Here is a 13,531-nt window from a genome sequence, read left to right on the forward strand (position 1 = left end):
GCAAAGATCAAAAATGAACGCAAAGTCCACAGCCCTCTGGCGCGATGCTCCCGGCTCCCTATTCCTGCTCCCGCTTTTCTACTAAAGCGGATACCGATACGCCCCGCTCACCACCCCAGTGCGCCGTACGCGTCGAATCACATCGGCAAGATGCTTGCGGCTCTTCACTTCAAGCGCGAACAGCAAGGTAGCGGCGGCGGCATCGCGCTCCACGTATTCCACATTCGAGATATTCGAATTGGCCGCCGCGATGGCGGCAGCAATGGTCGCCAGCACGCCCGGCCGGTTCATGACTTCGATGCGCAATTCGGCGTGGTAATCGCCCTGCACATCGCGGGCCCACTCAATCGCCACACAGCGCTCCGGCGACTTGCGCAGCTCCATCACATTGGGGCATTCGACGCGGTGCACGACAACGCCTTTGCCGGACGACAGATAACCGATGATTTCGTCGCCCGGCAAGGGGTGACAGCATGCGGCAAAACTCAGCACGCCACGCTCGGCACCGGTGATCGTGATTTTTTCGGAAGCCAGCGTCGGCGACAGTGCCTGGCCTTTTTGCTTGCCGCGCGAGGCAAGCAGCTGGTTGGCCACCATGTGCGGCATTCGGTTGCCCAGCCCGATCTCGGACAGCAATTCTTCCAGTCGCTTGAATTTGGCCGCATCGAGAAAGCGATCCAGCACCGCCGGTGGAATCGCATCCAGACTGCTGCCCAGGGCATCCAGCGCACGATCGAGCATGCGATGACCGAAATCGACTGCATCCTCGTGCTGCAAATGCTTTAAATACTGACGAATCGCCGTGCGCGCCTTGCCGGTCACCACTGATTCCAGCCACGCTGGGTTGGGCACGGCCGATGGCGCGGTAATCACCTCGACCAGCTGGCCTGACTCCAACCGCGTGCGCAGCGGCAATAGTTTTTTGTCGACGCGCGCCGCCACCGCATGGTCACCGACGTCGGTATGCACGGCGTAGGCGAAATCGAGCGCGGTGGCATTGCGCGGCAACGACAGAATGTCACCCCGCGGCGTGAACAGATAAACCTCGTCCGGAAAGAGGTCGATCTTGACGTTCTCGATAAATTCCGCCGACGAGGCGGTGTTTGCCTGGCTATCGGCCAACGAAGACAACCACTCGCGGGCACGCGCCTGCGCGCTGTTCGCCGGGCCACTATCGGTTTTGTAAGCCCAATGCGCAGCGACGCCGCGCTCAGCGACCGAATCCATTTCGGCAGTGCGGATCTGCACCTCAATCGGCGCGCCGAATGGTCCCAGCAGGACGGTATGCAGGGATTGGTAACCGTTGGCTTTGGGGATCGCGATGAAATCCTTGAAACGCCGGTCCACCGGCTTGTACAGCGAATGCACCGCACCCAAGGCCATGTAACAGCTCATCGCGTTATCTACGACAACGCGAAACCCATACACATCCATCAATTGCGCAAAACTTTTGTGCTCGTTGCGCATCTTGGAGTAGATGCTCCACGGCGACTTGATCCGGCCAACCACGCGAACCTGCAAATGCTCCACTGCAAGACGTGCCGACAAGGCCATCTCGATCTTGCCCATGGCTTCACGGCGATTACCGATAGCGGCGCGAATGCGCTCGCTGATCACCCGATAACGATCCGGATACAGAGCTCGAAAGCCAAGATCCTGCAACTCGGCCTTGAACTTGTTCATGCCCAGGCGCTGCGCGATGGGTGCGTAGATTTCCAGCGTTTCGCGCGCAATACGCCGGCGTGACGGCGCATCTTTGGCGCCTAGGGTGCGCATATTGTGCAAGCGATCAGACAGTTTGATCAGGATCACGCGCAGATCGCGTGCCATCGCCAAAAGCATCTTGCGAAAACTCTCGGCATCCGCCTCTTGGCGGCTGCTGAAGCGCATTTTGTCCAGCTTGGTCACACCGTCGACCAGCTCGGCCACCACCTCGCCGAATTCGCCGGCCAGCTCGGTACGGCTAAGCTCGGTGTCTTCCAGGGTGTCGTGCAGGATCGCCGCGATAATAGTCTCGGCGTCCAAACCTAGCTCGGCAAGAATGCCCGCTACCGCGACCGGGTGAGTGATATAGGGCTCACCGCTCTTGCGCTCTTGCCCCTCCTGCGCCTGCGCGCCGATTTCGTAGGCACGCAGCACACGCTCCACCTGCGCTTCGGGCAGGTAGGAGACGCGTTCTTTCAAAGCCAATACATAAGGCGGCAACGTTGACGTATCCACGGTGGAAAGATGCGTGGCCGTCGGCATAGGAGTTCGGCGCCGGCTCAGGCAGCCGCCCCGTGATGCTGGCTAGAACAAAGGCTGGCCTGGTCGTGATGAGGGGTGGCGGGAGTCTGCACGCGCCAGCGCCACACCCCGGCAGAGCCGGCGCGGCGCAAGCGCTGAGAACAGCCGCCGCCATCCATCAGTCGTCTCCGCCTTTGGAGAGATCGTCATCAACCTCAGCGGCAGCCCATTCCTGAGCCTCACGCTCGGCGCGCTCTTTCTCGGCACGGTCGATTTCATCGATGGTGGCCTGGTCGATGCGGCGGGCGGCGATTTCGCGCAGGGCAAGCACGGTCGGCTTGTCATGGTCCGGATTGACCGCCGGCTCGGCGCCATTGGCGAGCTGACGGGCGCGCTTAGCCGCCATCTGCACGAGGTCAAAACGGTTGTCGACCACCTCTAGGCAGTCCTCGACGGTAATACGTGCCATGTGTAAATCCTTAGGGAATAAAGAGACTTAAGATTGCAGCCAGTGTAGCCAGAGGCCGCTTGGCTGGCAATGCAGCAACCCCGTATGATACGCGGTTCAGCCGCTGGGGGTGTCTCGACAACTGGGCTCTCTTACGAAAGGAGATCGTCAGCCGTGCATAATAAAAAACCACGCAGTACACTTTTGCCGCAGTCCCTTCCGCAGCGGATCCCCACGTCGATGCTACCGCCCTCCCTTGTTGCCTTCTTGCGATCGGCGCGCCTGCGCCACGCCGCGATGCTGATCGCGATCGCCCTGCTGGCCGGCTGCACCATCGCCAAGCCACGCACCGATGACCCGCTGGAGAAGTACAACCGCAAGGCCTACGCCTTCAACGATAGCCTGGACAAGGCGGTGGTACGCCCGGTCGCGGTGGGTTACCGCAAGGTCACCAATCCGCCGGTTCGCCGTGCGGTCAGTGACTTCTTCACCAATATCCGCATGCCCATCACCATTGCCAACAGCCTGCTACAAGCCCGGCCCAAGCAGGCGGTCCAGGGCAGCGGGCGCTTTCTGGTCAATCTCACCCTGGGTATCGGCGGCTTCTTCGACCCAGCCAGCCAGCTCGGTATTCCGCTACAGGAAAACGACTTTGGCGTGACTCTGGCGCGCTGGGGCGTGCCAGAAGGCGACTATCTGGTGCTGCCCTTTGTCGGCCCGACGACGGTACGAGACGTGTGGCGCCTGCCGATCGACAGCTATTTCTTTGATCCGCTGAGCTATGTCTCGCGCAACCACCATTTCCACTACGGCCAGTACTACCTGCCGCAGGTGGTGTATCTGGTGACCCTGCGCGCCCGCGCCATCGACGCGGAAAGCTTCCTGCAATCGGCCTACGACCCTTACGCCTTCTTGCGTGATGCCTACCGCCAACAGCGCCTGTACATGATTTACGACGGCAACCCGCCGGCCGATGTAATCGAGCAGATGCAGGGGCTTAAAGACAAGAACTTCGACCCCGATGAACTGCTTGATGAGCAGCAGAAGTGGGAAAAGAAGAACTCGCAACCGCCCAGCAAGCTCTGAGCACGGGCACGGGATACAAAAAGGGGCCGCGAGGCCCCTTTTTTATTACCTGAACAACCCGGACGGCTTAGCCAAGCAGCTGGTCGACCTCGCACACCTTCGCCAGCACCTGCATGCCGGCCGGAACATTACGCACGCGTACACGCCCCTGGGTTTGCGCCAGCACGGCCAGTACGCAGGCCAAACCGGCGCTGTCGCTGTGCTTTACACCGGCCAGATCCAGCAACCGGCGACCATCCCGCGCAAGCGAGGCATGGATGGCGCTAAACGCCGCGGTGGCGCTGGCAAAGGTTAACGCCCCGGATACGCATACGGTATCCGCGGCGCCGTCGGAAAGCTGAAAAGCCGGCTCGCTCATGCTTGTCACTGGGCTGCCTTGCCATCCCTCTCCAGAGTATCCATGGCCTTGGCGCCCTGGGTCTCCAGCGTATTGATGAGCTTGTCGATACCGTCTTTCTTGATCTCGGCGTCGACCTGGTTGCGGTAATTGGTTATGTAGGAAATGCCTTCGATGACCACATCGTAAGCCTTCCAGTCACCATTGCTGCTCTTGCGGAAAGCGTAGTCGACCGAAACCAGCTTGCCATCGTCCATGGCCACCTGGGTGCGCACGATGGAGCGCTTGTCGTTAAGGTCGCCACTGAACGGCAGCACCTTGACCCGGCCACGGGTGTAGTTGAGTAGACCTTCGGCATAACGGTGGGTAATCGAGTTGTAGAACGCCTTGGCGAAACGGCTGCGCTGCTCGGGCGAGGCTTCGCGCGCATGCTGGCCAAGCACCAGGATCGACGCATAGTCGATATCGAAGTGCGGCAGGAACACGCCGTCGATCACCCCGATCAGCTTTTCCTTGTCGTTCTTCAACTTATCGCGCTGACCTGCGATGGCGGTATCGAGTTTGTTGGTGATGTCCTGCACCACCTGCACCGGCGTCTGCTGGGTAGCAGCGGCCGCGGCGGAGGCATCCTGGGCAATGACTGGAGCGGCAAGCAAGCCGCTAAACGCGATGGCAGAGGCTAAGGCGAGACGGCGCAACATGGGGAACTCCTGGGTCAATCTTTGGGCGGGGGCAATCTAAGGAAACAAGATTCAAGCGGCGGCGCTTAGCGGATCAATGCTTGCTGTCATGCTTATCGGCCGCCTTGGCATCGTCAGCCGGCTTTTTATCGCCAGGCGTACCGCTAACCAGGAACTTGCCGATGAGGTCTTCCAACTGCAGCGCCGACTGGGTCAGTACCAATTCGTCGCCATTCTTCAATGGATCGGGCGAGCCACCAGGCTGAATCGCAACATACTGTGTGCCGATCAAACCGCTAGTGAACACTGCGGCCGCCGAATCATCGGGGATCTGGCTGTACTTCTTGTCAATGGCCATAACCACGTGGGCGTCCAGCTTGACCGGGTCAGCCTTGACCGATAGCACGCTGCCAATGGCCACACCGGCCATTTTCACCGGCGCACCCGCCGAAAGAGCGCCGACATTAGTAAAGTGCGCATTGACCGTGTAGCTGCCATTGAGGTTATCCGCCGAGCCGCCGGCGCCAAAGAACTTGCCCAGCATTTCTTCCAACTGTTGGGCCGGCTTGGTCAAGGCCAGGGTGCCGCCTGGGGCGACTATGTTCTTGGAGCTGCCGTATTGAATACCAACGTACTGATCACCGAGCAGGCCGCTGGTAAAAATGGTGGCAACCGAGTCGTCCGGAATCTTGCTGTAGCGCTGATCGATCGACAGCTTGACGTCGGCCACCTCGCTGGCCGGATCAAGCACGATGGACTGCACCTGACCAACTCGCACGCCAGCGATCTTCACCGGTGCGCGCTCCTTCAGCTGGCCGATGTTGGCGAAGTGCGCGTCGACGGTATAGCTGCTGCCCTGATGGACATTGGCTACCGAGGTGGTTTGGGTGGCGAGATAAGCCAGTGCGGCAAAACCAAGCACAATGAACAGGCCGGTGCCGACGGCATACGATGGTCTCTGGCTCACGGCACGTTCCTCAGTAAAAGAATTTTATTGAATCGGTTTTTGTTGAATCGGTTCTTTTGGATCATCGCAGTGCTCACTCGGCTCGATCGCATCGGCGCAATCACATCAGAAACGCGGTAAGCACAAAGTCGATCGCCAGAATGGCAATCGATGAAGCCACCACCGTGCGAGTCGTGGCATAGGCCACCCCTTCGCTGGTCGGTGCGGTGGTGTAGCCCTGGTAGACGGCGATCAACGAGACCACCGCGCCAAAAGCCACGCTTTTGTACAACACCCCGTTGACCACGTCCTTCCAGACATCGACGGTGGCGGTCATGTTCGACCAGAACGTACCGTTATCGATGCCGAGCCAGCTCACACCCACCAGATGACCGCCAAAAATGCCCAACATGCAGAACACGCAACACAGCAAGGGCATCGCGATCACCCCCGCGAGAAAGCGTGGCGCAGCGACATAGGCAATCGGGTCGACCGCCATCATTTCCATTGCCGCGATCTGGTCGGTAGCGCGCATCAGGCCGATCTCGGCGGTAATCGACGTACCCGCGCGGCCGGCAAACAACAAGGCCGTGACCACCGGGCCCAATTCACGATAAATGGCAATCGCCACCACCGTGCCACTAGCTGCCGTACCACCGAAGATCGACAACACGTAATAAAGCTGCAAGCCCAGCACCATGCCGACGAACAGGCCGCAGACCATGATGATGGTCAGGCTCATGGCGCCGACAAACCAAAGCTGCCGCACGGTCTCGCGACCATGCCGGAAACTGCGCGGAACCGCCGCGAGTATGGTCAGCAAGAACAGGCCGCAGGCACCGATCTGGGTCAGCGAGCGAATCACTACATTTTCACGTGCCGGTTGTGCACTCATGCCCCGTTCCCTGTAAAGCCAAGCGACGTCGCGTAATCGCCCGCCGGGTACTGGAATGGCACCGGGCCATCAGCCTCACCGCCAAAGAACTGCCGCGTCCACGGTGAGCCGTCTTCGGCAATGGTCTTGGGGTCGCCATGGGCAACCACCTTGCCGTTGGCGATCAGGTAAATGTGATCAGCCACCTGCTTGATCGCCTCCAGCTCATGCGCCACCAACACACTGGTAATGCCGAGTGTTTCATTAAGTGTGCGGATCAGTTTCAAGACCTGATTCAAGGCAATCGGGTCGAGGCCGACAAAGGGTTCGTCGTACAGAATCAACATCGGGTCGAACACGATTGCCCGTGCCAACGCCACGCGCCGGGCCATACCGCCAGATAATTCGGTCGGCAGCAACTTGGCCGCCCCGCGCAGGCCCACGGCCTGCAACTTGGTCAGCACCAGGTTGCGAATCAACACCTCCGGCAAATCGGTGTGCTGGCGCAAGGGAAAGGCGACGTTTTCGAAGACATCGAAATCGGTCAGCAGCGCCGAGTTCTGAAACAGATAGCCGATCTGCTCACGCAACTTGAACAATTTCTCGCGCGACAGCGCCGGCACGTTCTGGCCGTCGACCCATACCTCGCCCGCATCGCCGCGCATCTGGCCGGTGATGTGCTTGAGCAAGGTTGTTTTGCCGGTACCGCTGGGCCCCATGATGGCGGTGATCTTGCCGCGCGGGATGTCTAAATCCAGGGCGTCAAAGATGACCTTGCCGTTGAGCACCGTGGTCAGACCACGCACGCGCACCAGGGCGCTGTCGTTGGGCTGTGCACTTACGGAGTCGGTCATAGGGCGGCAGTCGGCATCAAAGTCGTACAACTTACCGGAAGCCCCCCGCGCGCGCCATCCTGAATCAATGGATGAGACACCGACATGTTTCATTGGGGCTCAGAAAGCCTGAGGAGAAATCGGTGGGCAGTTTCGATGTTGAACATTACCTGATGGAAGTTCGCTTACGTCGCGAGCGGGTCGCATGCTTCGGTGCCTACCCATTCGTTCTGCCGGTTCTGCAGCAGTTTCAGTGCCTGGAACTGCATCCTTCGGTGACCTTCCTGGTCGGCGAAAATGGCAGCGGCAAATCAACCTTGCTGGAAGCTGTCGCTACGGCCTGGGGCTTCAATCCGGAAGGAGGCGGCAAAAACTTTCGCTTCAGCACGCGAAGCTCACATTCTGCGCTGCATGAATATCTGCGGTTATGCAGAACTTTCCGCCGCCCCAAAGATGGCTTCTTCTTGCGCGCAGAGAGCTTTTTCAACGTCGCCACCGAAATCGAGCAGTTGGATCAGGGCCCTGGCGGACCACCCATCATCGACTCTTACGGCGGCATATCGCTACACGAGCAATCGCATGGCGAGTCGTTCTTTTCGCTGATGACGCATCGCTTTCGCGGCGAGGGCTTCTATGTGCTGGACGAGCCCGAAGCAGCGCTATCGCCGGCACGGCAACTGGCTATGCTGCGTCGATTGCATGAACTAGTGCAGCAGCGCTCGCAATTCATCATTGCAACCCATTCGCCGATATTGCTCAGCTATCCGGAAGCATGGATTTACCAGATCGGCGTTCAAGGCCTCGAGCGGGTCCGCTACGAAGACACCGAGCATTACCAGCTGACTCGCAGCTTCCTCAATAATCCACAAAGCTATTTGCACAATGTGCTGGGCTAAACAAATAAGCAGATTGGACGTAACACCGCCCAGACCAAAACTCCAGCGACTCAAGCCGTGGCTCAGCCAAGCAACTCGGCAATCAAGGCTTCGTGCCGACGGCATTGCCACGCCGCGCGCAAACGCACCGCATGTACGATCGAGCGCAAATCGCCCAGCGCATCCTCAAAACGATCATTGACGATGATGTAGTCAAATTCGTGCGCGTGGCTGATTTCTTCGCGCGAGTTATGCAGACGCCGCTCGATGACTTCAGCGCTATCCGAGCCGCGTCCCCGCAGGCGGCGTTCCAGCTCCGGCCGCGACGGCGGCAAGATGAACACACTTACGCAATCAGGCTTGGTCTGGCGGATCTGCCGCGCGCCTTGCCAGTCGATTTCCAGCAGCACATCGCGGCCTTCGGCCAGCAAACCGGCCACCGTCGTACGCGAGGTGCCGTAGAGATTGCTATGCACCTCGGCATGTTCAAGAAAGATGCCTTCGGCGATTTCCCGCTCGAACTCGACACGCTCGACAAAATAATAGTGCCGGCCGTACTCCTCACCCGGCCGCGGTGGCCGCGTGGTGTGCGATACCGACAGCGAAATCGCCGGCTCGCATTCGAGCAAGGCATTGACCAAGGTCGACTTGCCGGCACCCGAAGGGGCGGCAACGATAAACAGGGTGCCCTCTTGGGCTGGTAAGCGCGGCGCACTCATTCGATGTTTTGCACCTGTTCGCGCATCTGCTCAATCAGCACTTTCAGCTCCACCGCCGCATTGGTGCTGCGTGCATCGACCGATTTGGAGCCCAGCGTATTCGCTTCTCGATTGAATTCTTGCATCAAGAAGTCGAGACGGCGGCCTACCGGCTCTTTCAGACCGAGTACGCGACGCGCCTCGGCAATATGCGTGCTGAGCCGGTCCAGCTCTTCGTCGACATCGGTGCGGGTGATCTGCAGCACCAGCTCCTGCTCCAGGCGGCCCGGATCGGCGGGCTGCTTAAGGTCGGCCAGCCGCCCTTCCAGTCGGGCACGCAACGCGGCGCGAATTTCCGGCATCCAGCCACGCACCTCGGTAACCACCCGCTCGATACCGTCCAGCCGTTCCTTGAGCAGGTCGGCGAGCTTGGCACCCTCACGCTCACGGGTGGCGGTCAAGGCATCGAGTGCGCGGTCGAGCACGTCGAACAGCGCAGCCTGCAGCTCATCCTGATCCACTTCGGCTTGCTGCATCACACCAGGGAAACGCAGCAAATCGGTGAATTCGACCTGGAGCCCGGAAAAGCGCGCACTCATATCGAGATTCAGCTCCGCCAACCGCGACAGCAATGCTTGATTGATTTGCAGTGACTCGCTGCGTGATTCGTTGGCCCGCAAGCGCACGGTCAGGTCCAGCTTGCCCCGGGACAGCTTGGCCGCAATGCGCTCACGCAAGGCCGATTCAAAATTACGCAAATCGTCCGGCAACCGCGGGCTCAGCTCCAGGTAGCGGTGATTGACCGTGCGCAACTCGCAACTCAGCGTACCGGCGGGGCCGAGGAGCTCGGCGGAGGCATAGGCAGTCATGCTGCGGATCATGGGGGGCCTGCTTGCAAGTGATCAGTGATTGCTAGATCGGTAACGGCTGAACCGATAACGCTCGAACGGGTAGTCGCCGGACCAACTAACGACCGGCGGAAAAGTCAGCAATGGTAAACTCTCCGACCCGCCTTGCCCAATCCAGGCCGCACCCATCATGAATTCCGTTACCCGCCCCAGCGGTCGCGCCTGCGACCAACTGCGCCCTGTCACGATTGAACGTCACTACACCCGCCACGCCGAAGGCTCGGTCCTGGTCAGCTTTGGTGACACCCGCGTGCTCTGCACGGCCAGCATCGAAGACCGCGTGCCACCGTGGCTGCGCGGCAAAGGCGAGGGCTGGGTCACCGCCGAATACGGCATGTTGCCGCGCGCCACCAGCAGCCGCACCCAGCGCGAAGCCGCCCGCGGCGGCCAGGGTGGCCGCACCATGGAAATCCAGCGTCTGATCGGCCGCAGCCTGCGCGCCTGCGTGGACCGCCAGGCGCTGGGCGAGCGCGTTATCACCCTCGATTGCGACGTCATCCAGGCCGATGGCGGCACCCGTACTGCCGCGATCACCGGCGCCTATGTGGCCCTGGTCGACGCGGTCAGCCTGCTGATGAAGCGCGAGAATCTCAAGCGCAACCCGATTTTCGGGGCTATCGCAGCGGTTTCGGTCGGTATTTACCAAGGCGTGCCGGTGCTTGACCTCGACTATGCCGAAGACGCCAACTGCGATACCGACATGAATGTCGTCATGAACGACGGTGGCGGCTTTATCGAAGTACAGGGCACCGCCGAGGGCCACCCGTTCCGCCGCGATGAAATGAACGCCTTGCTCGGTCTCGCCGAAAAAGGCATCAGCGAGCTGGTCGCCGCACAGCACGCAGCGCTGGGCATGAGTTGATCTATGTCACGTATTGTTCTAGCCAGTAGCAACCCAGGCAAACTCGCAGAATTCAATACGCTGTTTGCCGACAGTGGCTTCGACGTCATCACCCAGGCCAGCCTGGGGGTGGAGGACATCGAGGAAACCGGCCTTACCTTTGTCGAGAACGCGCTGCTCAAGGCGCGTCATGCAGCGCAGGTCACCGGCTTGCCCGCACTCGCCGACGACTCCGGCCTGTGCGTCGACCATCTGCACGGCGCCCCCGGCCTGTACTCCGCGCGTTATAGCGGCGGCCACGGCGACAGCGCCGCGAATAACGCCAAGCTGTTGCGCGAACTGAGCGGCGTACCGGCCGAACAACGCGGCGCGTTCTTTATCTGCGCGCTGGTGCTGCTACGGCATGCGAACGACCCCGCCCCGGTGATTGCCGAAGGCCGCTGGTACGGTCATGTCCTCGATGAGGCACGCGGTCACGGCGGCTTCGGCTACGATCCGCTGTTTCTCCCGCAAGGCCAAACCGGCAGTGCCGCCGAACTCGATCCGCAACTGAAGAATCGGCTAAGCCATCGCGGGCAGGCGCTGGCCTTGCTACACGAACGCATTGCCGAAGTGCGCGGATGAGCCTGTTCGCGCCACCGCTGTCGCTTTACGTGCACATGCCGTGGTGCGTGAAAAAGTGCCCTTACTGCGATTTCAATTCGCATGGCTTGCGTAGCGAACCACCGCCGTACGCCGCCTATATCGATCACTTGCTGGCCGATCTGGATGCCGATCTTGCCGACTTCGGCCCCGCGCTCAGTGCGCGCCCGGTGCTGAGCATTTTCTTTGGCGGCGGCACGCCTAGCTTGTTTGCGCCGGAACTGATCGATCGCTTCCTCGATGGCGTACGCAACCGCCTGCCTCTGGCCGACGATGCCGAAGTCACCCTGGAGACCAACCCCGGCACCGTCGAACACGGCCGCTTTGACGGCTATCTCGCCGCCGGAGTTAACCGGTTGTCCTTTGGCATCCAGAGCTTCGATGACGATAAGCTCAAGCGCCTGGGCCGCATTCATTCGGCCAGCGAGGCTGAAGCGGCGGTCAAATCGGCACAAGATGCCGGCTACACCAACATCAACCTCGATTTGATGTATGCCCTGCCCCGGCAATCATTGGATGGCGCCCTGCACGACGTCGAGCGCGCGGTGGCCTTACAGCCAACGCATATCTCGCACTATCAGCTCACGCTGGAGCCGAACACCGCTTTTGCCGCCAATCCACCGCCGTTGCCTGACGACGACCATGCATGGGCGATGCAGGAGCGCTGCGAAGAGCGGCTGGCGGCGGCAGGTTATGGCCAGTACGAAATCTCGGCCTACGCGCGACCAGATCGACGCTGCGTTCACAACCTCAATTACTGGCGTTTTGGCGACTATCTCGGCATTGGCGCCGGAGCCCATGGCAAAGTCACCGACACAGCGCTTGGCGCCATACATCGTCGCTGGAAAACCCGCCATCCACGCGCCTACCTGGAAGCGTCCAGCGGCCCTGGCCGGATCGGCGGCGATAACCTGGTAACGGCAGACGAATTGCCCTTTGAATACATGCTCAATGCCTTGCGCCTGGTCGACGGGGTGCCAATGAGCGACTTCAGCGAACGCACCGGGCTGCCCATCGAACGTATTGCCAGCGGGCTTGCCAGCGCCCGCCAGCGCGGCTGGCTGACCGATGAGGTACAGCAACTGCGCACCACCACGCTGGGGCAGCGCTTTCTCAACGATGTGATCTCCAGCTTCCTCGACTAATACTCGCCACCGACTGCCAGAGGACTCACCTGTGCCCGCGCACTGGCAGCGGCACGCGCGCCGCGCGATCATGTGCGGCTTCGCGCACCATCAGGAAATGCCATGACCGTTCGGCTTGCCCCGCTCTATCCCCAGCATCTGGCCACCTTGCGCGAGCGCGCAGACAAGGCTCTCGCGCTTGGCGGTTACGATTATCTGGTGATCGCAGCCGGCATGCCGCTGCGTAAATTTCTCGATGATCAAGACTACCCCTTTGTGGCCAGCCCGCACTTTCGTCACTGGCTGCCGTTGACCGATACCCCCGGCAGCTGGATCGTCTATTCGCCCGGCGCGAAACCCAAGCTGATCTTTCTGCAGCCACGCGATTACTGGCATGTGGTGCCCGAAGCACCGCATGGCTACTGGGTGGAGCATTTCGACATCACTATCGTGCGCAACGCGGCCGATGCTGTCGCTCACCTGCCTGCCGCGACGAGCCGACGGGCAGTGATCGCCCCTGAGCAGCCCTCGCTGGCAGGCGCCGAGGCCAATAATCCACAGCCCGTACTCGATTACCTGCACTGGCATCGCTCATACAAGACGCCTTACGAGTTGGAGTTGATGCGTGAAGCCAGCCGCATTGGCACCCGCGCGCACCATGCGGCCGAGCAGACCTTCCGCGCCGGGGCGAGCGAGCTGGGCATTCATCAGGCTTACCTGGCCGCTGCTGGCGCTATCGACGCCGAGCTGCCTTATGCAAGCATCGTCGGCCTCAACGAGCACGGTGCGGTGCTGCACTACACGAATTTCGATCGCAAGCCGCCAGCGCAAAGCCGCTCGTTCCTGATCGATGCCGGCGCCAATGCCGCGGGCTATGCCAGTGACATCACGCGTACCTATGCTGCTGCCGGGCACGGCGAATTCCAGGCGCTGATCGACAGCGTCGATTCGGCGCAGCAGGATTTCGTGGCGATGGTTCGCCCCGGCCAGAGCTACCCCGCATTGCACATTCA

General features: G+C 60.8%; 15 protein-coding genes. 6 read left to right on the forward strand and 9 right to left on the reverse strand.

What is annotated here, in order from left to right; genetic code table 11:
* Window positions 1–81: 81 nt before the first annotated feature.
* Window positions 82–2,247: a RelA/SpoT family protein gene (locus OUZ52_RS05815; RefSeq protein WP_266157405.1), complete on the reverse strand. Its 2,166-nt coding sequence runs from the start codon at window positions 2,245–2,247 to the stop codon at window positions 82–84.
* 157 nt (window positions 2,248–2,404) lie between these two features.
* Window positions 2,405–2,695: a DNA-directed RNA polymerase subunit omega gene (rpoZ, locus tag OUZ52_RS05820; RefSeq protein ID WP_266157407.1), complete on the reverse strand. Its 291-nt coding sequence runs from the start codon at window positions 2,693–2,695 to the stop codon at window positions 2,405–2,407.
* Between the two features lie 276 nt (window positions 2,696–2,971).
* Here rpoZ and OUZ52_RS05825 point away from each other — a divergent pair, with 276 nt between their 5' ends.
* Window positions 2,972–3,760: an MlaA family lipoprotein gene (locus OUZ52_RS05825; RefSeq protein ID WP_266157423.1), complete on the forward strand. Its 789-nt coding sequence runs from the start codon at window positions 2,972–2,974 to the stop codon at window positions 3,758–3,760.
* A 67-nt stretch (window positions 3,761–3,827) separates the two neighbouring features.
* Here OUZ52_RS05825 and OUZ52_RS05830 read toward each other — a convergent pair whose 3' ends face one another.
* From OUZ52_RS05830 to OUZ52_RS05850, 5 genes are all read right to left on the reverse strand, one after another.
* On the reverse strand, window positions 3,828–4,118 hold the full coding sequence (locus OUZ52_RS05830; protein WP_266157408.1) for an STAS domain-containing protein: 291 nt from the start codon (window positions 4,116–4,118) through the stop codon (window positions 3,828–3,830).
* A gap of 5 nt (window positions 4,119–4,123) precedes the next feature.
* Complete coding sequence (locus tag OUZ52_RS05835) at window positions 4,124–4,798, reverse strand: MlaC/ttg2D family ABC transporter substrate-binding protein (protein WP_266157409.1); 675 nt, start codon at window positions 4,796–4,798, stop codon at window positions 4,124–4,126.
* Between the two features lie 73 nt (window positions 4,799–4,871).
* A complete protein-coding gene (mlaD, locus tag OUZ52_RS05840; RefSeq protein ID WP_266157410.1) occupies window positions 4,872–5,744 on the reverse strand; it encodes an outer membrane lipid asymmetry maintenance protein MlaD in 873 nt (290 codons plus the stop codon).
* 100 nt (window positions 5,745–5,844) lie between these two features.
* On the reverse strand, window positions 5,845–6,618 hold the full coding sequence (gene mlaE, locus OUZ52_RS05845; protein ID WP_266157411.1) for a lipid asymmetry maintenance ABC transporter permease subunit MlaE: 774 nt from the start codon (window positions 6,616–6,618) through the stop codon (window positions 5,845–5,847).
* On the reverse strand, window positions 6,615–7,451 hold the full coding sequence (locus tag OUZ52_RS05850; RefSeq protein ID WP_266157412.1) for an ABC transporter ATP-binding protein: 837 nt from the start codon (window positions 7,449–7,451) through the stop codon (window positions 6,615–6,617). The genes mlaE and OUZ52_RS05850 overlap by 4 nt, the downstream gene beginning before the upstream one ends.
* Before the next feature lie 122 nt (window positions 7,452–7,573).
* Here OUZ52_RS05850 and OUZ52_RS05855 point away from each other — a divergent pair, with 122 nt between their 5' ends.
* A complete protein-coding gene (locus OUZ52_RS05855) occupies window positions 7,574–8,326 on the forward strand; it encodes an AAA family ATPase (RefSeq protein ID WP_266157413.1) in 753 nt (250 codons plus the stop codon).
* Window positions 8,327–8,388: 62 nt separating this feature from the next.
* On the opposite strand, the gene gmk is transcribed toward OUZ52_RS05855, so the two are convergent.
* Together gmk and OUZ52_RS05865 are read right to left on the reverse strand one after the other, a co-directional pair.
* Window positions 8,389–9,024: a guanylate kinase gene (gene gmk, locus OUZ52_RS05860; RefSeq protein WP_266157414.1), complete on the reverse strand. Its 636-nt coding sequence runs from the start codon at window positions 9,022–9,024 to the stop codon at window positions 8,389–8,391.
* Window positions 9,021–9,884: a YicC/YloC family endoribonuclease gene (locus OUZ52_RS05865; RefSeq protein ID WP_266157415.1), complete on the reverse strand. Its 864-nt coding sequence runs from the start codon at window positions 9,882–9,884 to the stop codon at window positions 9,021–9,023. Before OUZ52_RS05865 ends, gmk begins: the two co-directional genes overlap by 4 nt.
* A gap of 157 nt (window positions 9,885–10,041) precedes the next feature.
* Here OUZ52_RS05865 and rph point away from each other — a divergent pair, with 157 nt between their 5' ends.
* The 4 genes from rph to pepQ form a co-directional block, all read left to right on the forward strand.
* Complete coding sequence (gene rph / locus OUZ52_RS05870) at window positions 10,042–10,773, forward strand: ribonuclease PH (protein ID WP_266157416.1); 732 nt, start codon at window positions 10,042–10,044, stop codon at window positions 10,771–10,773.
* Window positions 10,774–10,776: 3 nt separating this feature from the next.
* Entirely contained in the window at window positions 10,777–11,376 is a 600-nt protein-coding gene (rdgB, locus tag OUZ52_RS05875; RefSeq protein ID WP_266157417.1) for an RdgB/HAM1 family non-canonical purine NTP pyrophosphatase, read from the forward strand.
* Window positions 11,373–12,539 (forward strand): radical SAM family heme chaperone HemW, encoded by a 1,167-nt coding sequence (gene hemW / locus OUZ52_RS05880; RefSeq protein WP_266157418.1) that lies wholly within the window; start codon window positions 11,373–11,375, stop codon window positions 12,537–12,539. Before rdgB ends, hemW begins: the two co-directional genes overlap by 4 nt.
* A gap of 102 nt (window positions 12,540–12,641) precedes the next feature.
* Window positions 12,642–13,531, forward strand: an 890-nt coding sequence (gene pepQ, locus OUZ52_RS05885) for a Xaa-Pro dipeptidase (protein WP_266157420.1), incomplete at its 3' end; no start/stop codon positions are given.

Origin of the sequence: Dyella silvatica, assembly GCF_026283955.1 — a bacterium.
Classification (GTDB): domain Bacteria; phylum Pseudomonadota; class Gammaproteobacteria; order Xanthomonadales; family Rhodanobacteraceae; genus Dyella_C; species Dyella_C silvatica.

Excerpts from the sequence above, each read along its gene's own strand:
- rph (WP_266157416.1), top strand. The coding sequence starts at position 10,042 with ATGAATTCCGTTACCCGCCCCAGCGGTCGCGCCTGCGACCAACTGCGC.
- OUZ52_RS05835 (WP_266157409.1), bottom strand. The coding sequence starts at position 4,798 with ATGTTGCGCCGTCTCGCCTTAGCCTCTGCCATCGCGTTTAGCGGCTTG.
- rpoZ (WP_266157407.1), bottom strand. The coding sequence starts at position 2,695 with ATGGCACGTATTACCGTCGAGGACTGCCTAGAGGTGGTCGACAACCGT.
- OUZ52_RS05830 (WP_266157408.1), bottom strand. The coding sequence starts at position 4,118 with ATGAGCGAGCCGGCTTTTCAGCTTTCCGACGGCGCCGCGGATACCGTA.
- OUZ52_RS05850 (WP_266157412.1), bottom strand. The coding sequence starts at position 7,451 with ATGACCGACTCCGTAAGTGCACAGCCCAACGACAGCGCCCTGGTGCGC.
- OUZ52_RS05865 (WP_266157415.1), bottom strand. The coding sequence starts at position 9,884 with ATGATCCGCAGCATGACTGCCTATGCCTCCGCCGAGCTCCTCGGCCCC.
- mlaE (WP_266157411.1), bottom strand. The coding sequence starts at position 6,618 with ATGAGTGCACAACCGGCACGTGAAAATGTAGTGATTCGCTCGCTGACC.
- OUZ52_RS05825 (WP_266157423.1), top strand. The coding sequence starts at position 2,972 with ATGCTGATCGCGATCGCCCTGCTGGCCGGCTGCACCATCGCCAAGCCA.
- rdgB (WP_266157417.1), top strand. The coding sequence starts at position 10,777 with ATGTCACGTATTGTTCTAGCCAGTAGCAACCCAGGCAAACTCGCAGAA.
- hemW (WP_266157418.1), top strand. The coding sequence starts at position 11,373 with ATGAGCCTGTTCGCGCCACCGCTGTCGCTTTACGTGCACATGCCGTGG.
- gmk (WP_266157414.1), bottom strand. The coding sequence starts at position 9,024 with ATGAGTGCGCCGCGCTTACCAGCCCAAGAGGGCACCCTGTTTATCGTT.
- OUZ52_RS05815 (WP_266157405.1), bottom strand. The coding sequence starts at position 2,247 with ATGCCGACGGCCACGCATCTTTCCACCGTGGATACGTCAACGTTGCCG.